The sequence below is a fragment of the Nocardia sp. NPDC051929 genome (assembly GCF_044548645.1).
Taxonomy (GTDB): Bacteria; Actinomycetota; Actinomycetes; order Mycobacteriales; family Mycobacteriaceae; genus Nocardia; species Nocardia sichangensis.
In genome coordinates, this window is sequence record NZ_JBIUCG010000022.1 from 1 (window position 1) to 26,200 (window position 26,200).

Annotated in this window: 29 protein-coding genes; 14 read left to right on the top strand and 15 right to left on the bottom strand. The window is 68.3% G+C overall.

All coding sequences use genetic code 11. The features are described 5' to 3' along the window. Nucleotides 1–212: hypothetical protein (locus ACIHAX_RS27575; RefSeq protein WP_356967402.1), on the top strand; the 212-nt coding region annotated here is incomplete at its 5' end. A gap of 72 nt (nt 213–284) precedes the next feature. Here ACIHAX_RS27575 and ACIHAX_RS27580 read toward each other — a convergent pair. From ACIHAX_RS27580 to ACIHAX_RS27595, 4 genes are all read right to left on the bottom strand, one after another. Further along, a complete protein-coding gene (locus ACIHAX_RS27580; protein ID WP_364439022.1) occupies nt 285–1,454 on the bottom strand; it encodes a CHAP domain-containing protein in 1,170 nt (389 codons plus the stop codon). Nucleotides 1,455–1,690: 236 nt separating this feature from the next. Then, the gene (locus ACIHAX_RS27585; protein ID WP_364439025.1) at nt 1,691–2,542 is read right to left on the bottom strand and encodes a TIGR02569 family protein; all 852 of its coding nucleotides are present in this window, start codon (nt 2,540–2,542) and stop codon (nt 1,691–1,693) included. A gap of 51 nt (nt 2,543–2,593) precedes the next feature. Continuing rightward, entirely contained in the window at nt 2,594–3,778 is a 1,185-nt protein-coding gene (gene moeZ, locus ACIHAX_RS27590; protein ID WP_364439028.1) for an adenylyltransferase/sulfurtransferase MoeZ, read from the bottom strand. Between the two features lie 157 nt (nt 3,779–3,935). Beyond that, nucleotides 3,936–4,955, bottom strand: coding sequence for a DUF3152 domain-containing protein (locus tag ACIHAX_RS27595; RefSeq protein ID WP_397280371.1), 1,020 nt, complete (start codon nt 4,953–4,955; stop codon nt 3,936–3,938). Nucleotides 4,956–5,392: 437 nt separating this feature from the next. Here ACIHAX_RS27595 and ACIHAX_RS27600 point away from each other — a divergent pair, with 437 nt between their 5' ends. Continuing rightward, a complete protein-coding gene (locus ACIHAX_RS27600; protein ID WP_039800303.1) occupies nt 5,393–6,049 on the top strand; it encodes a TetR/AcrR family transcriptional regulator in 657 nt (218 codons plus the stop codon). A gap of 82 nt (nt 6,050–6,131) precedes the next feature. Here the strand turns inward: ACIHAX_RS27600 and ACIHAX_RS27605 are convergent, their stop codons facing one another. Next, complete coding sequence (locus tag ACIHAX_RS27605; protein WP_355077360.1) at nt 6,132–6,359, bottom strand: DUF3107 domain-containing protein; 228 nt, start codon at nt 6,357–6,359, stop codon at nt 6,132–6,134. A gap of 67 nt (nt 6,360–6,426) precedes the next feature. Next, nucleotides 6,427–6,966: a YceI family protein gene (locus tag ACIHAX_RS27610; RefSeq protein ID WP_355077082.1), complete on the bottom strand. Its 540-nt coding sequence runs from the start codon at nt 6,964–6,966 to the stop codon at nt 6,427–6,429. A 102-nt stretch (nt 6,967–7,068) separates the two neighbouring features. Between ACIHAX_RS27610 and ACIHAX_RS27615 the strand changes: the two genes are divergently transcribed. Further along, complete coding sequence (locus tag ACIHAX_RS27615) at nt 7,069–7,908, top strand: helix-turn-helix transcriptional regulator (RefSeq protein WP_355077084.1); 840 nt, start codon at nt 7,069–7,071, stop codon at nt 7,906–7,908. 1 nt (nt 7,909) lies between these two features. On the opposite strand, the gene ACIHAX_RS27620 is transcribed toward ACIHAX_RS27615, so the two are convergent. From ACIHAX_RS27620 to ACIHAX_RS27630, 3 genes are read right to left on the bottom strand one after another with little or no spacing between them, the layout of a single operon-like run. Continuing rightward, nucleotides 7,910–8,611, bottom strand: coding sequence for a ferritin-like fold-containing protein (locus ACIHAX_RS27620; protein ID WP_355077085.1), 702 nt, complete (start codon nt 8,609–8,611; stop codon nt 7,910–7,912). 27 nt (nt 8,612–8,638) lie between these two features. Next, a complete protein-coding gene (locus ACIHAX_RS27625) occupies nt 8,639–9,694 on the bottom strand; it encodes an alpha/beta hydrolase (RefSeq protein WP_397280374.1) in 1,056 nt (351 codons plus the stop codon). A gap of 55 nt (nt 9,695–9,749) precedes the next feature. Then, nucleotides 9,750–10,607, bottom strand: coding sequence for a hypothetical protein (locus ACIHAX_RS27630; protein ID WP_397280376.1), 858 nt, complete (start codon nt 10,605–10,607; stop codon nt 9,750–9,752). A 408-nt stretch (nt 10,608–11,015) separates the two neighbouring features. Between ACIHAX_RS27630 and ACIHAX_RS27635 the strand changes: the two genes are divergently transcribed. The 5 genes from ACIHAX_RS27635 (at nt 11,016) to ACIHAX_RS27655 (ending at nt 16,153) form a co-directional block, all read left to right on the top strand. Then, a complete protein-coding gene (locus ACIHAX_RS27635) occupies nt 11,016–12,767 on the top strand; it encodes a DEAD/DEAH box helicase (protein WP_397280478.1) in 1,752 nt (583 codons plus the stop codon). A 27-nt stretch (nt 12,768–12,794) separates the two neighbouring features. Next, a complete protein-coding gene (locus tag ACIHAX_RS27640) occupies nt 12,795–14,021 on the top strand; it encodes a hypothetical protein (protein WP_364439042.1) in 1,227 nt (408 codons plus the stop codon). Nucleotides 14,022–14,298: 277 nt separating this feature from the next. Continuing rightward, complete coding sequence (locus tag ACIHAX_RS27645; protein ID WP_397280378.1) at nt 14,299–14,904, top strand: acid phosphatase; 606 nt, start codon at nt 14,299–14,301, stop codon at nt 14,902–14,904. A 62-nt stretch (nt 14,905–14,966) separates the two neighbouring features. After that, complete coding sequence (locus ACIHAX_RS27650) at nt 14,967–15,440, top strand: GNAT family N-acetyltransferase (RefSeq protein ID WP_397280481.1); 474 nt, start codon at nt 14,967–14,969, stop codon at nt 15,438–15,440. A 5-nt stretch (nt 15,441–15,445) separates the two neighbouring features. Then, nucleotides 15,446–16,153, top strand: a complete 708-nt coding sequence (locus ACIHAX_RS27655; RefSeq protein WP_397280380.1) for an endonuclease V — start codon at nt 15,446–15,448, stop codon at nt 16,151–16,153. Here ACIHAX_RS27655 and ACIHAX_RS27660 read toward each other — a convergent pair. Next, entirely contained in the window at nt 16,132–16,551 is a 420-nt protein-coding gene (locus ACIHAX_RS27660; protein WP_039800324.1) for a hypothetical protein, read from the bottom strand. The genes ACIHAX_RS27655 and ACIHAX_RS27660 overlap by 22 nt on opposite strands. Nucleotides 16,552–16,744: 193 nt before the next feature. On the opposite strand from ACIHAX_RS27660, the gene ACIHAX_RS27665 reads away from it, so the two are divergent. Further along, nucleotides 16,745–17,689: a diacylglycerol kinase family protein gene (locus ACIHAX_RS27665; RefSeq protein ID WP_355077097.1), complete on the top strand. Its 945-nt coding sequence runs from the start codon at nt 16,745–16,747 to the stop codon at nt 17,687–17,689. 256 nt (nt 17,690–17,945) lie between these two features. Continuing rightward, entirely contained in the window at nt 17,946–18,200 is a 255-nt protein-coding gene (locus ACIHAX_RS27670) for a WhiB family transcriptional regulator (protein WP_011211115.1), read from the top strand. Between the two features lie 529 nt (nt 18,201–18,729). Here the strand turns inward: ACIHAX_RS27670 and ACIHAX_RS27675 are convergent. Together ACIHAX_RS27675 and ACIHAX_RS27680 are read right to left on the bottom strand one after the other, a co-directional pair. Further along, nucleotides 18,730–20,244: a histidine kinase N-terminal domain-containing protein gene (locus tag ACIHAX_RS27675; protein ID WP_364439052.1), complete on the bottom strand. Its 1,515-nt coding sequence runs from the start codon at nt 20,242–20,244 to the stop codon at nt 18,730–18,732. Between the two features lie 22 nt (nt 20,245–20,266). Continuing rightward, nucleotides 20,267–20,482: a biotin/lipoyl-binding carrier protein gene (locus ACIHAX_RS27680; RefSeq protein ID WP_355077100.1), complete on the bottom strand. Its 216-nt coding sequence runs from the start codon at nt 20,480–20,482 to the stop codon at nt 20,267–20,269. Nucleotides 20,483–20,572: 90 nt separating this feature from the next. Between ACIHAX_RS27680 and ACIHAX_RS27685 the strand changes: the two genes are divergently transcribed. Next, entirely contained in the window at nt 20,573–20,647 is a 75-nt protein-coding gene (locus tag ACIHAX_RS27685) for a 50S ribosomal protein bL37 (RefSeq protein WP_022597109.1), read from the top strand. Between the two features lie 142 nt (nt 20,648–20,789). On the opposite strand, the gene rsrA is transcribed toward ACIHAX_RS27685, so the two are convergent. Then, complete coding sequence (gene rsrA / locus ACIHAX_RS27690) at nt 20,790–21,056, bottom strand: mycothiol system anti-sigma-R factor (protein ID WP_355077366.1); 267 nt, start codon at nt 21,054–21,056, stop codon at nt 20,790–20,792. 20 nt (nt 21,057–21,076) lie between these two features. Further along, the gene (locus ACIHAX_RS27695; RefSeq protein ID WP_051021205.1) at nt 21,077–21,709 is read right to left on the bottom strand and encodes a sigma-70 family RNA polymerase sigma factor; all 633 of its coding nucleotides are present in this window, start codon (nt 21,707–21,709) and stop codon (nt 21,077–21,079) included. Between the two features lie 297 nt (nt 21,710–22,006). Between ACIHAX_RS27695 and ybaK the strand changes: the two genes are divergently transcribed. Both ybaK and ACIHAX_RS27705 read left to right on the top strand, forming a co-directional pair. Then, nucleotides 22,007–22,501, top strand: coding sequence for a Cys-tRNA(Pro) deacylase (gene ybaK / locus ACIHAX_RS27700; RefSeq protein ID WP_397280383.1), 495 nt, complete (start codon nt 22,007–22,009; stop codon nt 22,499–22,501). A 72-nt stretch (nt 22,502–22,573) separates the two neighbouring features. Then, nucleotides 22,574–22,873 carry a hypothetical protein gene (locus ACIHAX_RS27705; RefSeq protein ID WP_356967379.1) on the top strand — a complete coding sequence of 100 codons (300 nt, stop codon included), beginning with the start codon at nt 22,574–22,576 and terminating at the stop codon, nt 22,871–22,873. A gap of 471 nt (nt 22,874–23,344) precedes the next feature. On the opposite strand, the gene ACIHAX_RS27710 is transcribed toward ACIHAX_RS27705, so the two are convergent. Further along, on the bottom strand, nt 23,345–24,124 hold the full coding sequence (locus tag ACIHAX_RS27710; RefSeq protein WP_397280386.1) for an SOS response-associated peptidase: 780 nt from the start codon (nt 24,122–24,124) through the stop codon (nt 23,345–23,347). A 165-nt stretch (nt 24,125–24,289) separates the two neighbouring features. Here ACIHAX_RS27710 and ACIHAX_RS27715 point away from each other — a divergent pair, with 165 nt between their 5' ends. Further along, nucleotides 24,290–25,798 carry an aldehyde dehydrogenase family protein gene (locus ACIHAX_RS27715; RefSeq protein ID WP_355077108.1) on the top strand — a complete coding sequence of 503 codons (1,509 nt, stop codon included), beginning with the start codon at nt 24,290–24,292 and terminating at the stop codon, nt 25,796–25,798. The last annotated feature ends 402 nt before the right edge of the window (nt 25,799–26,200 follow it).

Sequence of the window (26,200 nt, forward strand, 5' to 3'; positions counted from 1 at the left end):
AGGGCGAGAACATCCCGGAGCCGGGCATTCCGGAATCGTTCAAGGTCCTGCTCAAGGAACTCCAGTCGCTGTGCCTCAACGTCGAAGTGCTGTCGGCGGGCTCGGCCATCGAATTCCAGCACGCCGACGACGAGGTGGATCGCACCGCCGCCAATTTGGGAATCAAGCTGTCCGGCAATGAGTCCGCCTCGGTCAACGACCTCTCGAGCTGATCCTGCCGCACATTGATCGGCGCGCCGCGCACGAAGCTGTCGCAATGGCCCGTGCGCGGTGCGCCGGTACCGTCAGGACGCTCTTGCCTGGTTGGACGGCGGCTTGACCACGCCGACGAGCGATCCCGCGTTCATGGAATAGCTGTTGGATTTCAATTGATCACTGGAATTGCCCTCGATGGTGGTGATCCGGCCGGTTCTGGGATCCACGGACTCCACGATTCCGACATGGTCGGGGGTTCCGTCGCCCTCCCAGTCGAAGATGATCATGTCCCCCTTTTGCGCGCTCGAGATATTCGCCGCCAAGCCCATGTGTTTGGCGTCGTTCCAGACGGCGGGCACGTAGTTCGGATTGGTCCAATGGACGTTGTAACCCGCCTTATCCCATACCCAGGTGGAGAAGGCAGCGCACCACGCGTCACCGATGTTGTACGGAACCTTGTGGGCCACGCCATCCTTGTCGTAGTACACCGGGGAGTTGTCGCCATTACGTTCGGATACCCCGAGTTTTAGTTGCTCCCGAGCCTTCGCGACGATATCGTCCGTGGTCCCGGTGCCGTTGGTCCAGGTGGCATCGCTCGCGGGCAGCGCCCACGCAGCCCGGTTCCCCGCGTCCGGCGCATTTCCGTAGGGGTTGCGCGGGAGGTCCGGAATCATCTTGTAGATGTTGCCCGCGTCCCGTCGCATGCCGTCGTCCGCGTCTTCGATCGTGTCGTGCACACGGTCCACGCCCTCCAGGATCAGCTGTAGCAGCCGGTTCTCCTCGGCGGGGGTCAGGTGCAAGTTGCCATCGGGCAGCCGGGTCAACTGGTGCTCCCCGGGTTCGCGGCTGAGTTCGGATTTGAGCCCGTTCACGATCTCTTTGACGTCCTGGAACGCCTTGTTCGAGGTGTCGAAGCTCGCGATGGCCCGTTCGTTCACGCCGTCGTTCTGAGCTTGCAGTTGTGACGTTTTGTCCAGGAACGCACCGCGCTGCTTGTCGTAATTGTCGACCAGCACCGACGATCCGGACTCGAGCGTCTGGGCGCCATCCTTGGTGAGCTTTTTGCCGTCCGCGCTCAGCAGCTTCTTGTCCCCCAGCCAAGCGATCATGTCCGGCTGCCCGCCATCCCAGCCGGACGCGAACAGCATGACCGCGTTCTGCATGTACACATTCGCCACGTCGACCACCGCGTTGAGACCGCCACTGGCGTAGTCGGGATGCGGAAGGTCGGGGAGGTCTATGTCGGCAAGGGTCGTCATGCACGCCCTCCACTCCGCGCGATCTCCACGGCCCGTCCCCGCGGGACAACAAACAGCATCCGTAACCTCTCTCGGCGAGAGTCTCCTGGCACATGCGGCGCACGTGCGTTACCGCAAGTATCGGGCATTCCCGACATTGGAAATTGCCGACACGTCCGTCCGAACCCTGGGTGAGCTGCCCCGACGAATCGCACGAGTCGTGCGCTGTGGGGTGGACTACGTTGCCTGGGAAAGCCTCAGAGGGTCAGACGCACCATATCCGCCGTGCGCGCCAAACCGGGGAACGCCTGGGGGGTCGAGCGCGGATGCAGCGCATGCACCGCGAGCCGGAACATGACCGCGCGCAACAACATCTGCGGCCACTCCGGCAAGTCAGACCAACGATCGAGTAAGCCGTCGTCCGCGCCGCCCCAGGAGAGTGCGTCCACCACGACCACCGCCGCTGCCCAGGGCACCGGCCGCCAGTACGGGGTGAGGTCGGTGAGCCCGGGGGTCTGCGCGCCCGCGAACAACACGGTGCCGAACAAGTCGCCGTGCACCAGCTGCGGAGGCGACTGCACCGGCTTGCGGAGGGTGGCCAGTTGGCCGATCAGTTCGATGCTGCGCCGCCCGTCCGGGGAGGTCGACAGCGACGCGCCGCCCGCGCGCAGACTGCGCAGCGGCACCGGCTCCCAGGCGGCGCGATCGGCCGCGACGAACACGTCGATGTCCACCCACGGCACCACCGGCGGCTGAGCGAGGAAGCGCGGACGCTCCAGCTTCTCCGTCGCCTTGTGTAGGCGCAGGGACACCGAGACCACCTCGTCGTGCCGTGGTTCCGGGATGCCCTCCAGGTAGGTGTCCGCGCGCCAGCCGGACACCACATAGCGACCGTCGGTCGCCCGCACCGGACGGGCCAGCCGCAGGCCGTCAACCTTCAACGCCTCACGGACCTTCGCCGACCACGCCGCACGCGCGTGATCGGTGACCGGACTGAGCACCACGTCGCCCAAGCGCCAGCCGCCTTCCCAGTCGCCGAGCGAAACCGGGGTCACTTCGCGCAGACCGAACGTGGCACGCACATGCTCGGGAGGTTCCACAGAAGTCACGGCCGTACGCTACGCTGCGTCGATTTCGGCGCGCCTCCGGCGCGCCGTGACTCAGTACACCGGCAGCGACTTGTCCACCTGGTTGGCCCAGGCGATCACGCCGCCTTGCAGATGGGTGGCGTCGGAGAAGCCCGCGCGCTTGAGCGCGGCCAGGGCCTCGGCGGAGCGCACTCCGGTCTTGCAGTGCAGCACGATCGGACGGTTCTGGGGCAGTTCGGACAGCGCCTCACCGGACAGGATGCGGTCCTTGGGAATGAGCTTCGCGCCCTCGATGTGCACGATGTCCCACTCGACCGGCTCGCGCACGTCGATCAGCTCGATGTCCTTGCCCGACGCCAGCAGCTCCTCGAGCTCGCGCGCGGTGATGGTGGACCCGGCCGCGGCCGCCTGGCCCTCCTCGGACACCACGCCGCAGAACGCCTCGTAGTCGATCAGCTCGGTGATCGGCTGACGCTCCGGGTCGCGGCGCAGCTTGATGGTCCGGTAGTTCATGTCCAGTGCGTCGTACACCATCAGACGGCCGAGCAGCGGCTCACCGATGCCGGTGATCAGCTTGATCGCCTCGGTGACCATCACCGAACCGATGGACGCGCACAGCACGCCGAGCACGCCGCCCTCGGCGCAGGACGGAACCATGCCGGGCGGCGGGGCCTCCGGGTACAGGTCGCGGTAGTTGATGCCGCGCCCGTCCGGGGCGTCCTCCCAGAACACCGAGACCTGGCCCTCGAAGCGGTAGATCGAGCCCCACACGTACGGCTTGCCCGCCAGCACCGCGGCGTCGTTGACCAGGTACCGGGTGGCGAAGTTGTCGGTGCCGTCGACGATCAGGTCGTACTCGCGGAACAGTTCCACCGCGTTCTCCGGTTCCAGCCGGATCTTGTGCAACCGCACATCGATGCCGGAGTTGATCTCCAGGATCGAGTCGCGCGCGCTGTCGGCCTTCGGGCGGCCGATGTCGGATTCGCCGTGGATGACCTGACGCTGCAGGTTCGAGGCGTCGACCTCGTCGAACTCGACGATGCCGAGCGTGCCCACGCCCGCGGCGGCCAAGTACAACAGGGCGGGCGATCCGAGGCCACCCGCGCCGATCACCAGCACTTTGGCGTTCTTCAGACGTTTCTGCCCGTCCACGCCGAGATCGGGGATGATCAGGTGTCGGCTGTAGCGGGCTACCTCATCCCTGGTCAGCTCCGCGGCCGGCTCGACAAGTGGCGGCAGGGACTTGGGTGATGACACGTCCAGGACTCCTCGAATCGCTTGGCCGATCGCTGCGGCGGTATGACGCCCTCGGCGGGTTGGTTCAACTGTGCAACACCGACGACCGGGCCGTTCTTCCCGCCCATCGTTCCGTATACCCGCCGCACCGCGACAACCACCCCGTCCGGCGCAATCACTATCCCCGGGGGTAGGGCCAGGGGTTGAACCGGCAGCGCTTGCCGTCCATCGGCACCACGCCGTGCGGATCGAGGGCGGCGATGTCGTCGTTGCGGGTGCCGAAGGTCTGCTGCATCATCACCGGCGCCAGCCCGCCGTCGGTGTCGCACGCTTGATGCTGGTGGTAGCCGATGGCGTGACCGACCTCGTGGTTGATCTGGTACTGCCGATAGGACCCGATATCGCCTTCGAACGCGAGCGCGCCGCGCACCCACCTGACCTCCGACAGCACGACGCGGCGATCGTCGGCGTTGTAGCAGGAGGTATCGATCGGGATGTCGAAACCGCATTCCTTGCGGCTGGATCCCCGTGAGGTGAGCGAGACGCGGAAGTCCACCTCGCCCTGGTCGACCCGGCGGAACGCGAACTTGGGGTCGTGCGTCCAGCTCTTCGGGTTGGCCAGCGTGGAATCGATCATCTTGGCGACGGCCTCGTCCCCGCCCAGGCCGGAAGTGTCCACGCCGTTCTCGATTTCCACGGTGTAGCGGAAGGCGGTCGCGGTGCCGGTGCCGATCTGGGCGGTCGTGCCGGGCACTACATGCCAGACGCCCGCACCCGACTCGGCGAAGGCGCCGCCTTCCGGAAGAGCCCCGGTCGGCAGGTCGGTGGGAAACTGCCCGTCACCCGGCGGAGCGCCGATGATGCCCGCGGTCGCGGTGGCCGGACTGAGTCGACCGAGCCCAGGATCCGAGCCCGCGGCGTTGATGTCGTCGGTGGCGCGGATCGCGTCGACCACCACCAGAACGGTGATCACGACAAGAACCGGCAACGCGTACGCCCGCCAGCCGTAGGTCGAGACGAATCTGCCCAGTGCGCTCTGCTTCTTGGCATCCCGCTCGGGACGCGACCTCGTCCTGCCCTCGTCGGGAGCGGTGGGATCCCAGCGGGCGCGCAGCGGTTGGTGTGATCGCTCGGCCTTGTGCGAGTACAGACCGAGCGGATCGTAGACCTCGGCGCCATCGTGTTCGAGCTGCGCCAAGGCTGAATCCGGCTGGGGCGCAGGAGGTTCAGGCGGTTTGCCGCGCACGCGTTTACTTGTCTCCCGGCCGGGCGACCCGCCGCCCGCCCCGGACCGCTTGGCTGCGCCGGTCCGAGCCGCCTCACCGGATCGCGCCACTGGCCAGGTTCTCGCCACGCCGTCCGACCCTACGGAACCGGGCGCGCCGGAGCCAGCCGGGCGACGCGCACCGCGCCGCCCGCCGGGGGGTCTTTCCGGTCGGTCGGTCACGTTCACCAGCGTCTCACAGCGGCGAATCCCCACCTGCGGGCATACCAGCGGGCCCGTCGGTGCGACAATGTGTCTCCGGGTGGCACCAGTTGCCCGGCCCCGATCCGCGGGCGGGCGACAACCGGGTATCGTTCTTGAGATAACCCGGTGCACACCCCTTTGCCGGGGAATCGACTGGGAGAGCCGAAATGACTGACCTCGTGGACCGGATGACGTCCCGTAGATCGTCGTCCGAGCCCGCCAAACGCGGTACCCGGCTTCCGCGCGACGAGCGACGTCTACAGCTACTCGCGGCGGCAAGCGAAGTCTTCGTGCAGCGCGGTTATCACGCCGCCGGCATGGACGAGATCTCGCAGTGCGCCGGAGTGAGCAAGCCGGTGCTGTATCAGCACTTCACCAGCAAGCTCGAGCTGTATCTCGCGGTGCTGCAGAACTACGTCGACATGCTGGTGTCCAGCGTGCGCCAGGCGCTGCGCTCCACCACCGACAACAAGCAGCGCGTGCGCGCGGCGGTGCAGGCGTACTTCGATTTCGTGGACAACGAGATGCAAGGCTTCCGCCTGGTCTTCGAGTCCGACCTGACCAGCGAGCCGCAGGTGCAGCGCCGCGTCGAGCAGGCCACCGAGGCCTGTGTGGACGCGGTCTTCGACCTCGTCGCGCACGACTCGGGCCTCGATCCCTACCGGGCCCGCATCCTGGCCGTTGGCCTGGTCGGCGCGAGCCAGTTCACCGCACGGTACTGGCTGGAGGCCGATCGGCCGATCCCGAAGGAGGAGGCGGTCGACACCACCGTCTCGCTCGCCTGGGGCGGCCTGAAGCACGTGCCGCTGCACCCGATCGACTGAGCGCGGTCACGACGACGAGCGAGCCCCTGCCCCCGACCGATCGGGGGCAGGGGCTCGCTGCGTTTCGGCGGGAAGCCGGGAGTCAGACGGCGGCGAAACCGACGCGGCCGCCGGTGGTCGAGCCGATCTCGACGTAGGCGACCTTCGAAGCCTGGATCAGGAACTTGCGGCCCTTCTCGTCGGTGAGCGTCAGGACGCCATCGTCGCCGCCGAGCGCACCGGACACCAGCGCCTCGACCTCTTCCTGGGTCTGCGCGCTGCTGATCACCAGCTCGCGCGGGCTATCCGAAATACCGATCTTGACCTCCACGGCCAACCTCCGAACCTGAGAGTCCTGTGCTGTCGGTTCCAAGGCTAGTGCGGGCCGCCGGGGGCGCTCACTTGGGCTCGACGAGCTGGATCTCCAGTTCGATCTTGACCGTGTCGCTCAGCATGCCGGGCAGAGCTCCACCGACGCCGAAGTCGGTGCGCTTGATGGTGCCGGTGGCGGAGAAACCCGCGTGCCGGTCGCCGGTGGGACCGAAGTCCTGCACACCGCCCCACTCGACCTCCAGCGTGACCGGCTTGGTGATCGCGCCGAGCGTGGCCTGCCCCTCGACCTCGAAGGTCTCGGCGACGACCACGGGATGGTCGGCGCGGAAGGTCAGCGTGGGGCGATTGGCGACGTCGAGGAAATCGGCGGTGCGGATGTGCGCGTCCCGGTCGGCGTTTCCGGTGTCGAAGGAGTCGAGGTAGATCGTCGCGCCGACGGTGGCCGCGCCCGATTCGTCGACCACGAATTCGGTCTCGAACCGGTTGAATCCGCCACGGACCTTGGAGATGCCGAGATGGCGAATGGTGAAGGCGACCGAGGAGTGCGCGGCGTCGAGTGCCCACGAACCGGTTTTCAGCGTGGTGGATTCCGAGGTAGATGTCATGCTTCCGACAATGACCGGACCGCGGTCCGGTAGCCAGACCGCCGTTATCCTGGACCTGACAGGGCGCGGATAACCGTCCTCGGACCGGGCACGATGGGATCTATGGCAAGCAACGGATTCGCGGAGTTCCTCATCGCCCGGCGCGCCGAACTGCGGCCGTCGGATGTCGGCTTGCCCGAGGGCGGCCGGCGCCGGACACCCGGGCTACGTCGCGAGGAGGTCGCGGTGCGCGCGGGCGTCAGCGCGGACTACCTGGCCCGGCTGGAGCAGGGCCGCGACACCAATCCGTCGCTCGCGGTGATCGACGCGTTGGCCGACGCGCTGCTGCTGCGCGGCGACGACCGCCAGTACTTCGGCATGCTCGCGATGACCTCCGGCAACGAAACGCGTTGCCCCGGGAGCGAATCCGCCGCGGAGCAGGTGGCTCCGACGATCGAGACGATCCTGCACGCGTTGCAGCCGACACCGGCCTTCGTGGTCGGCCGCAGACTGAACGTGCTGGGCTGGAACCAGGCGTGGGCCGATTTCGTCGCCCCGCTGGGCCTGCTGGACGGACCGGATCAGCCCAATCTCGCCTGGTACACCTTCGTGCATCCCGCCGCGCGGCGCGTCCTGCGCAACTGGGAGGAAGCCGCCGACACCTTCACCGCCGCCCTCTGCCGCGCCAAACTCCATTGGCCCGGCGATGCGGCGCTGCTCGAGACGATCGAGGCGCTGCGCGGACTCCCCGATTTCGCCGGCCGCTGGAAGCCGCATCGGGTCGGCGCGCCCGGCTCCGGCACGCTGCACCTCGACCATCCCGTACACGGCATGGTCGAGGTCCCGTTCGAGATGTTGGAAGCCGACCGCAGGGACCAGAGCGTCGTGGTCTGGCTGATCGACCGGGCGAGCATCCACGCGCCCGGTTTGCGGCTGGTGCCCAACCGCGCGGCGAACGAATAGCTCAGATGCCGAGAACCGCCATGCGTTCGGCGTGGCTGTCCTGCATCCGCTCGAACAACGCGGCGATGCCGTTGAGATCGCCGGTGGCGGTGAGCACCAGATCCGTCAGCTCGTCGCGCTGCGCCATGACGAACTGCGCCTGGGTGATCGCCTCACCGAGCAGCCGCCTGCCCCACAGCGTGAGCCGGTCGCGCTCGGAGCGGCTCTCGGTGACCGCCCGCCGCACCTCCTCGACGACGAACTCGGAATGCCTGGTCTCGGCGAGCACATCGCGGACCACCGCGGCGACGTCGGGGGTCAGCGCGCCCGCGATCTCGGTGTAGAAGTCCGCGGCGATGCCGTCACCGACGTAGAACTTCACCATCGACTCGAGCCACGTCGACGGGTCGGTGGACGCGTGGTAGTCGTCCAGCGCGCGCACGAACGGCGCCATCGCGTCGAAGACGCCTGCGCCGCGCGCGGCCAGCGCGGACTCCAGCGTCTTGAAATGCTCCATCTCGGCCGCGGCCATCTTCGCGACCGCCACCTTGCCCCGCAGCGACGGCGACAGCTTGGCCTCCTCGGTCAGCCGGTAGAACGCGGATATCTCGCCGTAGGCGAGCACCGCGAACAGGTCGGTCACGCCGGGATGGCTCGCGGGGATGGAAAGGCTTGCTGGGTCGGTCGACGAAACACCTAACGCGGCAGGTGACTGTGCTCCCATGCGCCCCAGCGTAATACTCACCGCGACTCAGGAGGTCTCGGCAAGGAACTTCTCGAGGTAACTCCATGTCGTGTCACGTGCGGTCGGCGCGGCCAGGATGCCGAGGTGGCTGCCGGGCGCGGTCTCGTAACGGACCATGGCCGCTCCCGTGAGCAGGCGCACACCCCCCTCGACGGCGCGAGCCGGGGTGATCACGTCGGACGGCCCACCGACGAGCAGCACCGGCGCGGTCACTTTCGCCAACTCGATCCGGCGCTCGCCGAGCCGCACGACACCGCGACCGATGTCGTTGTTCAGGATGAACCGGCCCCACAGCTGACCGTAGAAACGACCCGGATATCCGGGCATCTCGGCCATGAACCGATCGATCGACTCCATCTTCGCCAGCGCCTCGGTGCGCGCGATATTGCTCGCGACGAACCATGGCCGGGTCAGCTCACGATCCCAGGCGGTGACCTTGTAGCCGATTCGAGTCAGTGTCGCAGGAACGCCACCGGCCGCGCGGATGACGGTCGAGGTGCCGCGGCCACCGGTGAGTTTCGCGACCGCGCGCAGCTGCGGCACGCCGGTCATCCGGTCGTAGTCCAGCGGCGAGCCGACGGCCGTGACGGACCGGATGGGCAGTTCGGCGTGCGCCGCGGCGGTCAGCAATGCCAGCGTGCCGCCGAGCGACCAGCCCACCAGATCCACCGCGCGCCCGTCGCGGTCGGCGCTGGTGCGCAGCACCGCCTCGGGCAGGATGTCGTCGATCCAGTCCTCGAAGCCCATGCGCCGGTCGGCGAAGGTGATCTCGCCGTAGTCGACGACGTAGGGGCTGCGGCCGATCTCCAGCAGGAAGCGCGCCAGGCTCTGGTCGGGCCGCAGATCGAAACAGGTGGCGGGCGCGGCGAGCGGCGGGACCAGCAGGACGGCCGAATCCGCTTCCGCCGCATCCCCCTCCGCGCGCTCGAACCGCCGCAGTTGCCGGTGCGGCTGGTCCCACAGGATCGTCGCGGGGGTCGGGTCCGGCGCCTCGATGCCGGAGCCGAAGGTCAGCGCCCAGGCGTTGCGCGCGGCGATGGTGACAGTGTCGGCAAGGCTCACAGCGAAGAGAGTCTCACATATCGGTACCGCCGGTAACAGGCAACTGCCCGCCGCGCTACCGCGGCCCCATGCCGACGGGGTTGAGCGGCGGAACCACCGACTCCTGCACGCTGCGCACCAGCGGCGCGAGCGAGGTGGCCAGCTCGGTGATCGCGTCGGCCGACAACACCGCGAGCGCACCGGTCCACGCCGCTTCGTCGGTCTCGGCCTCTACCGCGGCCAGCAGTTCCGCGCCGCTGCCGGTGAGAGTCGGAGTGACCGGCTCCCCCGCGACCAGCCCACGGGCCCGCAGCTCGTCGAAAGCGTCCACCCATTCCGCCTCCGACACCCCGCGCGCGGGCCGCATCACCGATTCGGGCGCCTTGCCCGCTGCCACCTGCACGACCAGCGCGTGGCGTCCGCTGAGACCGTGCGTGACCAGGGCCGCGACATGGCCGTCGCCGCGATGCTCACGCAGGGAGGTGGCCAGCTGCCACAGCGCGGCCACCGGGTCGGCGGGCAGCGGCAAGGCCGCGTTCGCGGCGAACAGCGCCCGCCCCGTCGGATCGGCGGCACGCTGCACCGGCGCCAGCAGCTCGACCGCGCGAGCCGACACCGCGTCACCCGCGCCGACGCCGCGCAGCAGACCGGTGGCCAGCTCGAGCCGAGCGGCCAGGCAGCGTTGCGGCGTCGCCCGCTCCCACGCCTCCGGCAGCGCGCGACGGACCATGCCGGGGTGGAATCCGGCGAAAGCCGCCTGCACGGTAGCGGGCGTCACCGCGCCCAGCGGCGCGGCGCGGAAAGCGAAGTAGGTCTGCCAGTAGCCGCGCAATCCGATCCCGACGCCCGCCTCCTTGACGCCGGTGCCGAAATAGACGACATCGTGTAGCGGTTCTAGCGTCGCCCAGATTTGCCGCGCCGGATGAATTCCCATGTGGCGCAGCGTACGTGGGCGCCCCGCACGGCGAAAGCGCGCTGCGGGTCCGCAGCATTTTCGATAGCGCGCCGTGGTGGCAATTCGAACGCGGCACAATATCACGCTACAATCGCGGCGGACAACGGAAAGTTTCGCTCGACAGAGTCGCCGGACGTCGCGCTCACGCACACCGCGGGGACGCCGCTGCGACTGCCGACCGGTTTCGAGTGCGAAGTTTTCGTTGGACAGGAAAATGTGCGCGCACCAATCCGCGTCACCAGTGCGCCGCGCCGATGTTTTGCGAGGTAGCCGCCGCTTTTGTGGCAGGCGCCCGGCATCCGGAGCGTGGCCGGGTGAAGTATCGCCTGCGGAGTCGTGGTCGTCGTGGACCGCCCGGTCCGCCCCACCTCGTGCGCGCGGGACGTGATTACGAGGAAGGCACGAACCCTGAGCAAGATCACAGTCGATCAGGAACCAGGTCTGGCGGAGACCCTGTTGACGGCCGAACTGGACGCAACGCATACCGCCCCGACTTTCGCCGAATTGGGCGTGCGCGCGGAAATCGTCCGCGCACTCGGCGAGATCGGAATCGAACGTACTTTCGCCATTCAAGAACTGACCCTCCCGCTGGCGCTCGCCGGAGAAGATCTCATCGGTCAGGCCCGCACCGGCATGGGTAAAACCTTCGGATTCGGCGTGCCGCTGCTGCACCGGATCGCCACCGCGGAATCCGGCACGACGCCGCTGGACGGCACGCCGCGCGCGCTGGTCATCGTGCCGACGCGCGAGCTGTGCATCCAGGTCACCCAGGACCTGGAGAACGCGAGCAAGTACCTGACCAACCATCAGGGGCCGCTGCGCGTGGCGTCGATCTACGGCGGCCGCCCCTACGAGGCGCAGATCGCGGCGCTGCGCGCGGGCGTCGACGTGGTGGTCGGCACGCCGGGCCGACTACTGGACCTCGCCGACCAGCAGCACCTGATCCTCGGCAAGATCGGCGTGCTGGTGCTCGACGAGGCCGACGAGATGCTCGACCTGGGCTTCCTCCCGGATATCGAGCGCATTCTCGGCATGGTCCCGGACAAGCGCCAGACCATGCTGTTCTCCGCGACCATGCCCGGGCCGATCATCACCCTGGCGCGCACCTTCCTGACCCGGCCGACGCACATCCGGGCCGAGGAGCCGCACGACTCGGCGGTGCACGACCGCACCGCGCAGTTCGTCTACCGCGCGCACGCCCTGGACAAGGGGGAGTTGATCGCGCGGATCCTGCAGGCCGAGAGCCGCGGCGCGACGATGATCTTCACGCGCACCAAGCGCACGGCGCAGAAGGTGGCCGACGAACTGGCCGAGCGCGGGTTCGCGGTCGGAGCGGTGCACGGCGACCTGGGGCAGATCGCCCGGGAGAAGGCGCTGACCAAGTTCCGCAAGGGCACCATCGACGTGCTGGTGGCGACCGACGTCGCGGCGCGCGGCATCGATATCGATGACGTCACGCACGTCATCAACTACCAGTGCCCGGAGGACGAGAAAACCTACGTGCACCGGATCGGGCGCACCGGCCGCGCCGGGCGCACCGGCGTCGCGGTGACGCTGATCGACTGGGACGAGCTCAACCGCTGGTCGGCGATCGACGGCGCGCTCGGCCTCGGTATCCCCGAGCCGGTCGAGACCTACTCGCGCTCGCCGCACCTGTACACCGACCTCGGCATTCCCGAGGGCATCACCGGTGTGATCCGCAAGCCGAAGCCGGAACGCGACCCGGACGCGGTGGTGGTCGAACGCCAGGCCCGCGCCCCGCGCAAGCGCAACCGCAAGCGCACCCGCGGCGGTAAGCCGATCGACGGCGCACCGAACGTCACCGATGCGGCCGACACCGACTCCGCCGTGGACGACGAGGTCATCGACACGGAGCAGGAAGCCCCCGAGGCCGCCGCGGCCGACAAGCCCGCCCGCCGCAGGCGCAGGCGGCGCAAGGCGACCGGCGACACCACCGACAGCGCCGCCACCGACGAGTCGAGCCCAGAGGCCTCGAACGACCACGGCGCCGCCGAGGGGACCGACACGACCGACCGTCCCGCTCGCCGCAGGCGCAGGCGGCGTCGGTCGAGCGAAGGAGACGTCGCGGCGGAGGACGCCGGGAGCGCGGCCGAGCCCGCGGCCGCCGCGTCGGCCTGACCGCCCGGATCGGCTAGTCTCGCATTCGTGCTCGCACCCGAGCGGCGGACGCGCGCCGATATCATCTCCGCAGTCGCGATCGCGGTTCTCGTCGTGATCGCGGCAGCCGTGGTGTGGGTGCGCGGCGACGCGCACGGCACCGAATCGGTGACCGCGTCCTCCACGGTGCCGACCCCGGTCGCGGCCGATCAGCTGCCGACCGCGCTGCGTGAGGTGTGGCACGCGCCCGACCGTGCGATCACGCGGGCGCTGGTGTCCGGCGGGGTCGCGGTGACCGGCGACGACGACACGGTCACCGGCCGCGACCCACGCACCGGCGATCAGCTCTGGAAGTACCGGCGGGACTTGCCGCTGTGCGGGGTCGAGGGCCAGTACGGCATGGTGATCGCGGTCTACCGCGACGAGCGCGGCTGCAGCCAGGCCACCATGCTGGCCGGCGACAGCGGCGCCCGCCGCACCGCGCGCAGCAGCTACATGGACCGGGAGGTGCGGCTGTCGGCCGACGGCACCTACCTGTTGGCGCAGGGGCCGCAGCGGCTGGAGATGTGGCGTTCGGATCTGGTGCGCACCGTGGAGTACGGCTTCGTCGACGCCCCGGTGAACGTCAGGACGCAGCCGCGCAAAGGGTGCACGCTGCTGTCGTCGGGTTCCAGTCCGTCTCGGCTCGCCGTGCTGGAACGCTGCCCCACCGACCCGGCCGAGCGGCTGACGGTGCTCAACCCGGCTCCCAAGGACAACACGGTGCCGGAGGAGTTCGGCTCGCACGTATTGACCGGTCCCGGATCGGATTCCACGGAAGCACGGGTGCTCGCGGTCTCCGACAACCGCATCGTGCTCTACTTCCCCGCCGCGACCGGCGCCGAGCCGGTACCGCCCCGCTTGGCCGTCTATGACGGGAACGGCAACGCCGTTGTGGTGCATCAGCTTTCGGCGCCGCTGAGCCAGACGGCCACGACCACGCGCATCGGATCGGCCTATCTGGTCTTCACCGGGAACAGCGTGATCGCTTTGAACGGCAGCACTTTCGACCCGCTGTGGACCGCGGGCGGCGCGCTCGGGTCGCCCGCGCTGATGGCGGGCAAACTGCTGCTGCCGACCACCGGCGCGCTCGCCGTCCTCGACCCGGCCACGGGAACCGAAACCGGTCGGATTCCGGTGGACCGGCCCGGCTATACCGGAAACCCGATCTCGCTCACCGTGATCGGGAGCACCGTGCTGGAACTGCGCGACGGAGAATTGCACGCCTTCGGCTGAGGCACGCGGCGAATCTATTGGTGCCGCTGAGCTCCGACGTCACCAATCGACCACCTGCCGGTGCGCGGCGCGGAAGGCCGGGGGCCGACTACGAACGAGCTCGCAATGGGTGACCGCGAGCGATCCGTTGCTCGCGAACTACCAGGCCGAGGTCTCGCGGCCGGTGCCGCTGACAGTGCTCGAGATCGAGCGGCCGACAGGATCGTAGTCCGCTTCGTCACCGTCGCGGGGAGACCACCGTGCCGCTCCATGATCAACGGTGGACCATCATAGAGGCATGTCCGCACTCGACGATGCCCGCGTTGTGCTGCTTCGGCACGGCGAGACCAGCTGGTCAACACAGCGGCGGCACACCGGCCGCACCGATCTCCCGCTCACCGAGCGCGGCGAAGAACAGGCCAGGACGGCAGGCGAGTTGCTCGCCACGCTGAAATTGCGGAATCCGTTGGTGCGCACCAGCCCCCGACTACGGGCGATGCGCACCGCGGAGCTGGCCGGACTCACCGGCGCCGTGGTCGACGACGACCTCGCCGAATGGGACTACGGCGCCTACGAGGGACTGACCACCCCGCAGATCCGCGAGTCCGCGCCCGGATGGACCATCTGGACGGGCCCGGTCCAGGACGGTGAGACCGCACAGCAGGTGCGCGAGCGCGCCGACCGGGTGCTGGCCGACGTGGCGCCCGCGCTGCCGGAGCGGGATATCGTGCTGGTGGGGCACGGCCACTTCTCCCGCGCGCTGATCGCCCGCTGGGCCGAATTCGACGTCCGGGAGGGCCGCCGATTCGCCATGTCGACCGGCGCGCTGACCGTGCTCGGCTACGAACACGACGCGCGCACGATTCGCACGCACAACCTGGTACACAACGGAGCGTCACTGTGACCCGACCCGCCACCGACCCCACCGCCGTCGACCTCGGCGCCGTCGACCTCGGCGCCGCCGTCCTGCGCCGCGCCGTCCCGTCCGACGTGCCGGGCCTGGTCGACCTCATCTACGACCTCGCCGATTACGAGAAGGCACGGCACGAGTGCACGGTCACCGCCGAGCAGCTGCGCTCCGCGCTGTTCGGCGCGGAACCGAAGGTGTTCGCGCACGTGGTGGCGGACCAGTCGAGGCTGCTCGGCTGCGCCATCTGGTTCCTCAACTTCTCCACCTGGGACGGCGTGCACGGCATCTACCTGGAGGACCTCTACGTCCGGCCGGAGACCAGGGGCAAGGGCTACGGCAAGGCCCTGCTCACAGCCCTGGCGAAGGAAGCGGTCGAGCACGGCTACAGCCGCGTCTCCTGGGCGGTGCTGACCTGGAACAAGCCCTCGATCGACTTCTACGAATCAATCGGCGCCGTAGCCCAGGACGAATGGCTGGGCTATCGGCTGGCCGGCGACGCGCTCGGCAAGCTGGCCGCCGACGCGCGGTAGCGCGGATGTCCTGGTTCCCGCCGCTCGATCTCGCGTCCTGGCCCACCACTGCCGAATCGGCCATGGCCCTGCAGGACGAATTGCGGCCGCTGGTCACTCCGGTCACCCCGCCCGGTACCCGATTCCGCACGATGGCCGGACTCGACTCGGCCTACGACGACACCGGCGCCGTGGCCACGGCCGTCGTCGTCTTGACGGCGGACACCCTGCGACCGGTCGCCTCCGCGGTCGCGCACGGCGTCGCCGATTTCCCGTACGTGCCCGGCCTGCTGGCTTTCCGGGAGATCCCGGCCACCCTCGCCGCGCTCGAAAAGCTCGACAGCGCACCGGATCTGCTGGTCTGCGACGGCCAGGGACTCGCCCATCCGCGCCGCTTCGGCCTCGCCTGCCACCTCGGACTGCTCACCGGCGTGCCGACGATCGGCGTGGCGAAGACGGTATGGGGCGATTACGCCGAACCGGGCCCGCAACGCGGCGCGGCCACCGACATCACCATCGACGGAGCGGTGGTGGGGCGGGCGTTGCGCACCAGAACCGGCGTCAAGCCGGTGTTCGTCTCCGTGGGGCACCGCATCGACCTCGACACCGCCTGCGCACAGGTGCTGGCGCTGACCCCGCGCTACCGGCTACCGGAGACCACCCGGCACGCCGACCACCTCTGCCGCGCGGCGCTGCGCACGGCCACCGGGAACTATTCCGGTTCGACGCCGTAGTCCTGCGCCATCCAGCGGGTGGACGGCGGCGCGAACAGCAGCACCAGCGCGGCGACCGCGACCACCCCGAGCACCGTGCCGTAGACCGGCTGATGCGAGTCGGTGAGCAGCGACCAGGTGACCGGGAGCAACAGCAGCTGCGCGATGACGGCGATGGCGCGACCCCAGCGTTTTCCCAGCAGGAGCCCGATGCCTGCGGCCAGCACCGCCCCGCCGAGGATGCCGAACCAGGCCGCCGTGCCGTAGCCACTGGTCGCGGACTGGTCGTGCCCGAGCAGCCCCCGCACCACCAGCACGATCGCGAAGCCGACGGCGACGACGCCTTCGAGCGTCACCAATCCGCCGGCCGCCCGCACCGTCGTCGGCGCCGTTCCCGCGGCCGCGCTCTTGTCGCTCACGATCGCGCCTCGCTCGGCTCCGTCGTGCGCCGCAGCGCACGGTGTCCTCGCTTCCCTTGCTGACGCTCGTTCACGCGGCAAGCCTACGGCCCCGCTGGTCCGCGTCATCGTCCTGGCGTATGCCGGGCAACGGCATCCGGCGCATCGCTCGCCGCTTTTCCAGGGCCGGTCGGCCGCCAACTAGGCTGCCATCGTGCGGACGCTGCTGATCGTGAACCCGAATGCCACCTCGACCACACCGGCGACCAGGGACCTACTCGCGCACGCGTTGGAGAGCCGCACTCAGCTGACCGTTGCGCATACCCAGCATCGCGGCCACGCCGCGGAACTGGCCCAATGGGCAGCCACGAACGAGATGGACCTGATCGTCGTGCACGGTGGCGATGGGACGGTCAACGAGACCATCAACGGCTTCCTGCCGCTGCCCGTCCTCGACGACGGTCAAGCCTGGTTGCCACGCCTGGGTGTGATCCCGGGCGGCTCGGCCAACGTCTTCGCCAGGGCGCTCGGCATCTCCCCCGACCCGGTGACCGCGACCAACCAGCTCATCGACCTGCTCACGCTGGACGCCGATCGCCGGATCGGTCTCGGGCTGGCCGACGACCGCTGGTTCTGCTTCAGCGCAGGCGTCGGACTCGACGCCGACGTCTGCGAGGCGATCGACGCGAGCCGCGCCCGCGGACGCGCCGCCACTCCGGCACGTTATGTTCGAACAACTGTGCGACAATTCTTCCGGGCAAAACGCAAGGAACCCGGCGTTCGGGTCGAAATTCCCGGCCGGGAGCCCGTGGACGAGGTGCATTACGCCTTCGTTACCAACACCACACCGTGGACATATCTGAATGCCACGCCGGTGCACACCAACCCCGGCACCCGGTTCGAAACGGGCCTCGGAGTGTTTGCGGTGCGCTCCATGGCGGTCCTCCCGACGCTCCTGCTCGCGCGCCAGCTCCTGGCGGCCAACGGGAATCCCAAGTCCCGCAATTTATTTCGCGAAGACGACGTTCCCGCCGTACGAATCGAGTCCAAAGAACCGATCGGCCTGCAAATCGATGGCGACTTCATCGGGAAGCGCAACGTGGTGGATTTCACTGCCGTGCCCGATGTCCTGGCCGTCGTCGCGCCGAGACCGCGCTGAGCGGCGAAACACCGGGAAAAACATCGCGGTTAGTGCTGCGAAATCCGGATAGAGCGAGTACAAAGGACCGGGCAGGCTTCCCCACAGCGGGGGCCTTCAGAGCGTGAGCTTCCCCACGGTGCACCGCGTGCCTATTGACATCTACGGTGTTCGTGAAAGCATTCACAAGCAACCGTGCGGAAACATTCGAGTCGCACAAGTGAACGAACCACAAACCATCGGCGCCCTGCGCGGCGCCCAGCAAAGGAGCAGAGGAATGGACTGGCGCCACAAGGCCATCTGTCGCGATGAGGACCCCGAGCTGTTTTTCCCCGTGGGTAACAGTGGTCCGGCGCTCGCGCAGATTGCCGATGCCAAGCTGGTCTGCGCTCGCTGCCCCGTAACCGCCGACTGCCTGTCCTGGGCCCTGAAGTCCGGACAAGACGCCGGCGTGTGGGGTGGTATGAGCGAGGACGAGCGCCGCGCGCTCAAGCGTCGCAACGCGCGCACCCGCACCCGCACCGTCGTCTGATCTCCAGACGACCGGCCTTACCGGGCCATTCAGCCCGGCCCGGTAACGCATTTCAGCCCGGCACCCAAAGGTGCCGGGCTGTGTTGTTTTTGCACGCTCGTCCGCGAACTGGAAATGACCGGTCTCGCTTCGCGACGAATCCGGAAGCCGACCAATGCGGTTCGCCGGACGGCAATATCGGCAGCGCGGATCAGAGCGCGGCGCGGGCCGCGGTTCGACTCGCGGACGAGCGGAACTTGTGGGAAAGTGGTTGGTTTCCAATCGGGTTGGGACGGTCGCGAATCAGTGCGACACCTCGCATTCCACTCGTTGCGGACATTCGGGAAGTAACCGTGCCGCAAGCCGCACACCGCGCCCGAGAAGCGGCCATTCCGCGACCTCCGAGCAACAGCGCGCAGCGGGCACGACCGATAGCGCGGGCGACGGATCCGGCACCGCCTGCTCGCGGCGATGGGAAACTGCGGCGCTGCCGAGCGCGACTTGACGCGGTGATCCTCGTGAGCTGCGGCTCACGGCCCGAAAGCGCTGGTCAGCGGCCGGAACGACGGCCAAGCGGAACGCGAAGGACGGCATCGGTACCGATGTCGGCGCCGGGGTGCAGGCCGATGGAGCCGCCGAGTTCGGCCGTCACCAAGGTGCGGACGATCTGGAGGCCGAGCCGATCGGAGGACTCCAGGCTGAACCCGGGCGGCAGACCGCGGCCGTCATCGCTGATGATCACGTCGAGCCAGCGGGCCGAACGCTCGGAACGGATTGTCACCGTGCCGTTTTCGCCCGAGTCGAAGGCATGCTCGATGGCGTTCTGCACCAGTTCGGTGAGCACCATCACCAAGGGGGTGGCGCGTTCGGCGGAGAAGACGCCGAGCGAACCGGCGCGGCGCACCTTGATGCGCGTGGTGTGCACCGTGGCCACGTCGGCCATGATCGGCAGCAGCCGGTCCACGACCTCATCGAGATCGACCTCTTCGTCCACCGACATCGACAGCATCTCGTGCACCGAGGCGATGGAGGTGACCCTGCGCACCGATTCGGTGAGCGCGACCTGCGCCTCCTCGTTCTCGGTGCGGCGGGCCTGCAGGCGCAGCAGCGCGGCGACGGTCTGCAAGTTGTTCTTGACCCGGTGGTGGATCTCCCGGATGGTGGCGTCCTTGCTCAGCAGCGCGCGATCGCGCCGCTTGACCTCGGTGACGTCGCGGACGAGCACCGCGGCGCCGGCCAGCTCACCGTGCGGGCGCAACACGAGGGTGCGCAGCAGCACGGTGGCTCCACGCGCCTCCACCTCCATCCGGCGTCCGGTCCGCCCGGCCAGGGCGGCTTGGATGTCGCCGACCACTTCCTGGGCATCGAACGGGTCGGTGATCAGCGAACGGGTGGTGACGGCGAGATCCTGGCCCGCCAAGTCGGCCTGCAAACCCATCCGGTGGTAGGCCGACAGCGCGTTCGGGCTGGCGTAGACGACGATGCCCTCGGTGTCGAGCCGGATGAATCCGTCTCCCGCGCGCGGGCTGGAATGGGTGGCCGCGCGATCCTCGGTGGTCGGGAAGGTGCCGTCGGCGATCATCTGGCACAGATCGTCCGCGCACGCCACGTAGGCGCTCTCCAGCTGACTGCGCACCCGGGAGCGTTGCCGATCGGTGTCCCGGCTCAGCACCGCGATCACGTCGTCGCCGCAGCGCACCGGTATGGCCTCGCGGACCGCGGGCACCGGATGCGGGTGATAGACGCCGGAGGCCTCGCCCTCACTGTCGGCTCGTACGGTCTCGCCGGTGAGCAGCGCCTCGAACACCTGCGGATGGTCGGTCCGCAGCGCGACCGTGCCCACCAGGTCCTCCTGGTGCACGGTGGGCGCGGTGGTGGGACGGCACTGCGCGACGCAGACGATGTCCGCGCCGTCCGTCACCGGTCCCGCACCGACCCACAGCAGCAGATCGGCGAAGGACAGATCGGACAGCAACTGCCAATCGCCCACCACGCGCTGCAGATGATCCACGGCGACGCCGGGTAGGTCGGTGTGCTCGGCCAGCAGCTCGCTCAGTGTCGCCATGCAGATCTACCGCCGCAATCGATCAGGAGATGACCGCGATGAGGTGGCCCGCCTTGATCGCGTCGCCTTCCTTGACACCGATCGAGGTCACCGTGCCACTGGACTCCGCGACCACCGGGATCTCCATTTTCATCGACTCGAGGATCACCAGGGTGTCGCCCTCCTGGACTTCGTCGCCTTCCTCGGCGACCACCTGGTAGACGACCGACACCAGCTCGGCGAGTACTTGCTCAGCCATGACACCCCATATCCTCGTTGGCCTGCATCCGCTGACGGTACAGCCAACCACACGTGAAAGAATGGCCTTCAATCAGAAGGGAGACTACTCATGGGTAAGCGCGGACGTAAGAAGCGTAGCCGCAAGGGGAACGCGGCCAACCACGGCAAGCGGCCCAACGCCTGAGCGCTACGCTCGGCCCGCAAGCACGAAGCGGCACGCACTTCCAGCAGGAAGGCGTGCCGCTCGCGTTTCGCGGGCTATGCGTACCTCCGCCTTCGCTCCGGCCATGCGCAGGCTGAGGACGGACTACGTCCGACGGCACCCATCAGTCGGAGGTCTCGACCGAAGTCTCCGTGGTCACGGTCGTCCGGCGGATCTCGATGGTCAGGCGCTCACGCAGCGACTCGGGCGCGCGATCACCGCCACATTTGCGGCTGAGCAGGCTCTTGACCTTCTCCTCGATGCCGTAGGCCTCGATACACGGACTGCAGTGCTCCATGTGGTGCTGCAATCGTTCCCGAGTCGCGTCGTCGCACTCGCCGTCCAGCATCAGCCACACGTCGGCGAGCACCGCCGTGCAGTCGAGCTCCATGTCGGGGTCCCGCTCGGTACTCACTGCTTGACCTCCTGGCGTTCCCCCGAACGGTTGAATCCACGCTCGCGCGCGACATCGGCGAGCAAACCCTTCAGTTGCTTCCGGCCACGGTGCAGCCGGGACATCACCGTACCGATGGGAGTGCCCATGATGTCGGCGATTTCCTTGTACGGAAAACCCTCGACGTCGGCGTAGTACACCGCCATGCGGAACTCCTCAGGGAGTTCCTGCAACGCGGCCTTGATGTCGTCGTCCGGTAGCGCGTCCAGCGCCTCGACCTCGGCCGAGCGCAGCCCCTGCGACGTGTGCTCGGCGGTCGCCGCCAGCTGCCAGTCGGTGATCTCGTCGGTCGGATACTGCGCGGGCTGGCGCTGCTTCTTGCGGTAGGAGTTGATGTAGGTGTTGGTCAGGATCCGGTACAGCCAGGCACGCAGATTGGTGCCCTCCCGGAACGACTTGAAGCCCTGGTAGGCCTTCACGTAGGTCTCCTGGACCAGGTCCTCGGCATCCGCCGGGTTCCTGGTCATGCGCAGCGCGGCGCCGTAGAGCTGGTCGAGCAGCGGGAGCGCGTCCCGTTCGAACCGCTGTGCCAGCTCGGCATCGTCGACGGCGGCGACATCGTCGGCCGCCACGTCATCGTCGCTCGTCACACCTGTCCCTTCGATCGCCGTACCTGCCAAATCTACCGGCATCGGCACATCGAAGGAGAATCCGCCGTCGGTCGGGGACACGTCGGTCCCTACCGGGCGGTCATCGAGCAGCACGGGCACAGGCATCTCCTTCACGTCTCCATAGGGCCTGCTCACGCGGTGGAAATCATTCCGAGCGCGGTGTACCGGCTACAACATGCGCGACCCGTCCGGTGTTCCCACCAGCCACCGGCTCCCGGCGAATTCGCAGGAAATCCCGTTGCGGGCAGGGTCACAGCCGCCGTTAGGGTTTGGCCCATGGCAGCAGGCTCGACTCCCGCGATCCGCGCGTTGACCCAGGCGAAGGTGTCCCATCGCGTGCACGCCTACAAGCACGATCCGCGCTCCGACTCCTACGGCACCGAGGCGGTCGACGCGCTGGGCGCCGAACTCGGAGTCGCGGCCGAGCAGATCTTCAAGACCCTGGTCATCGAATTGGCCACCGGCGCGCTCGCGGTGGCCGTGCTTCCGGTGCCGAACACGTTGTCGCTCAAAGCCGCGGCGGCGGCGCTCGGCGCGCCGAAGGCGAGCATGGCGGACAAGACGCGAGCGGAGAAGACGACCGGATACGTCCTCGGCGGCATCTCACCGCTCGGTCAGCGCAAACGGCTGCCCACCGTGATCGACGACTCGGCGCTGACCTGGGACCGGATGCTGTGCAGCGCCGGACGGCGCGGACTGGAGATCGAGCTGGCGCCCGCCGACCTGATCCGGCTGACCGCCGCGGTGACCGCGCCCGTGACATCCGCGTAATTCCGCCACGATCACCGCGATCTGTGCGTTACTGAACTGGCCAGATAGACCCGACTCGAGGATGTGATGCGAATGTCTACGCAGCAGCGTGTGCGCACCGTGATCGTCGCGTTGTTCGGAGCTCTCGTCTTGGCTCTCGGTTCGGCAACGCTCCTCGCCCCCGAGGCAGCCGCCGCGCCGGACAGCCCGCAGATCACGCAGGTCAGCGATTCCGTGTTCGACTTCGGCGGCCAGGGTTCGAAGAGTGACGACAAGTCCGGGAAAGCCGAGAAGCTGAGCGGCAATGTCACCACCAAGCTGATCGACTTGGTCGCCGGAATCATCAAGTGCGGCTTGAATATCGCTTCACCCAGCGTGAAGTGCAGTCTGTGATTTTTTGCAGCGCCTTCGGCGCTGCGTGTTCGCGGCCCCTTTATGGCTCGTGTCCGAGTGACCGCCGCTTGCTCCTTCGTCGCCTACGCGGCGGCCACTCGGACACGAGCCGGGCCGCGAACGGAACATGCTCGGTCTCGCTTCGCTCGAAACCGGGGGTTGGGCCGACGCCGTTTGCGTCAGGCGGTTGGTCCGGCACCCGATCCAGCCGCCAACGGCTGGACCACACTCGAGACCGTGTATGCAACGCAACTCCTTGCGAACGCGGCAGCCGCTCGGACGCGTTGAGCCGACTGCGGACGAGCCACGGCCGCCATCACCAGGGCGCAGCAAGCCATTCCGTTGTCGGACCCGGGCGCTCGTTCGTGGTGGAGATTCAAGCGGTGCGGATGTCCGATTGCACGCCGATCCAGCACGGCACGCCCCGTGTGCCTGCGGCGGCGCGGGATCCGGCGGTGGGGCAGCCGGCGCTCACAGCAGGGTGATCTGCTCTGCTTCCTTTTGATCGTCCACCGGGGCGAGCAGTTCGGGGCCGTTGTTGCGCACGCTGTTGACCAGGGATGGGACCGGGCGGGTCACGATGGCGGCGACCGTCTCCTCGGACGGCGTCTCCAGCAGGCTCGCCGGGGCCGGGTGATCCGGGTCCAGCCACGCGTCCCAATGTTCCCGTGGCATGGGCAGCGGCATCCGGTCGTGGATGCGGGTGAGTTCGCCGACCGCGTCGGTGGTGAGGATGGTGCACGACAGCAGCGGTCGGCTCTCCGGTTGCGACCGGTCGCGCCAGACCGACCACAGGCCGGCCATGTAGAGACGGGAACCGTCCGCGTTGGCCATGTAGTAGGGACGCTTGGCGGCTTTGCCTTTCTCGCCGTTCGGCTCGACGACCCACTCGTACCAGCCGTCCATCGGCACCAGGCAGCGCCGGGACTTCACCGCGTCACGGAAGGACGGCGTGGTGGCGGCCTTGTCGGCGCGGGCGTTGAACAGCGGTTTGCCTTTGACCGGTACACCGGGCTCGGCCGCTTTGGTCCATACCGGGATCAGGCCCCAGCGCATGCGCCGGATACGCAGTTTCGGGTCGTCGTCTTCGTGGTCTCGGTCGTGCCGCTCGACCACGGTGAGCACCTGCGTCGTCGGAGCGACGTTGTAATTGGTGAACGAGCTCTCGTCGGCCGCGCCGGTCTCGTCGAGCGCATCCAACTCCACCGCGAGCCTGCCGGGATTGGTCGTGGTCGCATATCGTCCGCACATATCCCGATAGTCCCACTCGCCACCGACAGCGTCGGGGACAATTGGTGCATAGCTGGTGACCTGTTGAGAGTTGTGGCATAGCATTCTCTCATCGGAGGACGGGCTGCCCGTCCACTCGGACATGCGCATCGACCGTCGACCGCAGACGGCAAGAGGAGAACCACTGTGACATCCACCGACACCAAACCGGCCGATCACGACACGGCACTGACGTCGGTCAATCCGGCGACAGGCGAGGTGATCGGCACGCACGTCATCGCCGACGACGCCGCAGTGGCCGCCGCGGTCGCCAAGGCTCGCGCAGCGGCCGCCACCTGGGGCGCGCTGAGTTTCGATGAGCGGCGCACGCATCTGCTGCGCTGGTCGAGCAAGCTGGTGCAGAAATCGGAGGAATTCTGCGCCCTGATCCACGCGGAGAACGGCAAGCCGCTCGACGACGCCTTCCTGGAATTGATGCTCGCGCTCGAGCACATCTCCTGGGCGGCCAAGAACGCCAAGAAGGTGCTCGGCCCCAAGCGGGTCTCCCCTGGCGCGCTGATGTCGAACTTCAGCGCCCGGCTCGAGCAGCGCCCGCTCGGCGTCGTCGGCGTGATCGGCCCGTGGAACTACCCGGTCTACACACCGAACGGTTCCATCGCCTACGCGCTCGCCGCGGGCAACACCGTCGTGTTCAAGCCGAGCGAGTACTCCACCGGCATCGGCAATTTCCTCGCCGACGCGTTCGCCGAAGCCAATCGTGAACTGCCCGAGGGCGTGTTCAGCACGATCAACGGCTATGGCGCCACGGGTGCGGCGCTGGTCCGTTCGGACGTCGACAAGATCGCGTTCACCGGCTCCACCGCCACGGGTAAGCGGATCATGGCCGCCGCCGCCGAACGGCTCACCCCCGTGCTGCTGGAGTGCGGCGGCAAGGACGCGGTGATCGTCGCCGCCGACGCCGACATCAAGGCCGCGGCGGACGCGGTCGCTTGGGGCGCCACCGCCAACAGCGGTCAGACCTGCGCGGGCGTCGAGCGGGTCTACGTCGACCGCTCGGTGCGCGAGGAATTCGTCGCGGAGGTCAAGCGCATCCTCACCGACATCAAGCCCGGCTCCGGCGACAAGGCCGCCTACGGCCCGATGACCATGCCGAGCCAGATCGACATCGTGCGCCGCCATATCGACGACGCGCTGAAGAACGGCGGCACCGCGGTGCTCGGCGGCCCCGAGTCGGTCAAGGCGCCGTTCATCGAACCGGTCGTACTGGTCGACGTGGACGAGAACTCCGAGGCGGTGGCCGAGGAGACCTTCGGCCCGACCATCACCATCCGCACCGTCGACGGCGTCGACGAGGCGGTGGAACTGGCCAACAACTCCAAGTACGGCCTGTCCTCGGCGGTCTACTCGAAGAAGAACGGCCTGGACATCGCGCGCAGGCTGCGCGTCGGCGCCACCTCGGTGAACTCGGTGCTCGCCTTCGCCGCCATCCCCGGCCTGCCCTTCGGCGGCGTCGGCGATTCCGGCATCGGCCGCATCCACGGCGAACCGGGTCTGCGCGAGTTCACCCGTCCGCACTCGATCGCGGTGCAGCGCTTCACCGTTCCTGGCATGGCGCTGCTGAGCTACAGCCGCACCGACTCCACGATGAAGCTGCTGCGCAAGCTCGTCCCGTTCCTGCACGGACGGCACAAGTAGGAATCCCACGGCACGGGCCGGGCACTCGACCTCGTCGAGCACCCGGCCCGTGCCGTAGGTGAGATCAGCGGCAATCCGCCAGTGAACGCGCCGCGAATCGCGACGGCGAGGCACTATGACGAAGTCGGTCGGGCATCGTCCGCGGCCCCGGCTGACCGCGCAACCCGGGGCACTCGACCGGCACAGCTACGCGCCGCGTGTCCGTTCCGGCATACTTCTTCCCGCGCAACAACTATCGCTAACTCCGGTCCGAGTGATCGAGACTTGGCACGCACCGTTCGCCGCCTCGCCCACATCCGAGTGACCCCCGCGCAGGCGACAAATAGCATGCGTCGGTCGCCGAGCCGACGACCAGCCACTACAAACCGTGCACCAGTAAGTGAAGCGTCGACACCGAAGCTC

What these genes read in the sequence shown, in the direction of transcription:
- ACIHAX_RS27655 (WP_397280380.1), top strand. Translation starts at nt 15,446, where the DNA reads ATGTCCTGGTTCCCGCCGCTCGATCTCGCGTCCTGGCCCACCACTGCC.
- ACIHAX_RS27670 (WP_011211115.1), top strand. Translation starts at nt 17,946, where the DNA reads ATGGACTGGCGCCACAAGGCCATCTGTCGCGATGAGGACCCCGAGCTG.
- ACIHAX_RS27630 (WP_397280376.1), bottom strand. Translation starts at nt 10,607, where the DNA reads ATGGGAATTCATCCGGCGCGGCAAATCTGGGCGACGCTAGAACCGCTA.
- ACIHAX_RS27675 (WP_364439052.1), bottom strand. Translation starts at nt 20,244, where the DNA reads ATGGCGACACTGAGCGAGCTGCTGGCCGAGCACACCGACCTACCCGGC.
- ACIHAX_RS27620 (WP_355077085.1), bottom strand. Translation starts at nt 8,611, where the DNA reads ATGGGAGCACAGTCACCTGCCGCGTTAGGTGTTTCGTCGACCGACCCA.
- ACIHAX_RS27610 (WP_355077082.1), bottom strand. Translation starts at nt 6,966, where the DNA reads ATGACATCTACCTCGGAATCCACCACGCTGAAAACCGGTTCGTGGGCA.
- ybaK (WP_397280383.1), top strand. Translation starts at nt 22,007, where the DNA reads ATGGCAGCAGGCTCGACTCCCGCGATCCGCGCGTTGACCCAGGCGAAG.
- ACIHAX_RS27710 (WP_397280386.1), bottom strand. Translation starts at nt 24,124, where the DNA reads ATGTGCGGACGATATGCGACCACGACCAATCCCGGCAGGCTCGCGGTG.
- ACIHAX_RS27600 (WP_039800303.1), top strand. Translation starts at nt 5,393, where the DNA reads ATGACTGACCTCGTGGACCGGATGACGTCCCGTAGATCGTCGTCCGAG.
- rsrA (WP_355077366.1), bottom strand. Translation starts at nt 21,056, where the DNA reads ATGGAGCTCGACTGCACGGCGGTGCTCGCCGACGTGTGGCTGATGCTG.
- ACIHAX_RS27615 (WP_355077084.1), top strand. Translation starts at nt 7,069, where the DNA reads ATGGCAAGCAACGGATTCGCGGAGTTCCTCATCGCCCGGCGCGCCGAA.
- ACIHAX_RS27705 (WP_356967379.1), top strand. Translation starts at nt 22,574, where the DNA reads ATGTCTACGCAGCAGCGTGTGCGCACCGTGATCGTCGCGTTGTTCGGA.
- ACIHAX_RS27645 (WP_397280378.1), top strand. Translation starts at nt 14,299, where the DNA reads ATGTCCGCACTCGACGATGCCCGCGTTGTGCTGCTTCGGCACGGCGAG.
- ACIHAX_RS27680 (WP_355077100.1), bottom strand. Translation starts at nt 20,482, where the DNA reads ATGGCTGAGCAAGTACTCGCCGAGCTGGTGTCGGTCGTCTACCAGGTG.
- ACIHAX_RS27580 (WP_364439022.1), bottom strand. Translation starts at nt 1,454, where the DNA reads ATGACGACCCTTGCCGACATAGACCTCCCCGACCTTCCGCATCCCGAC.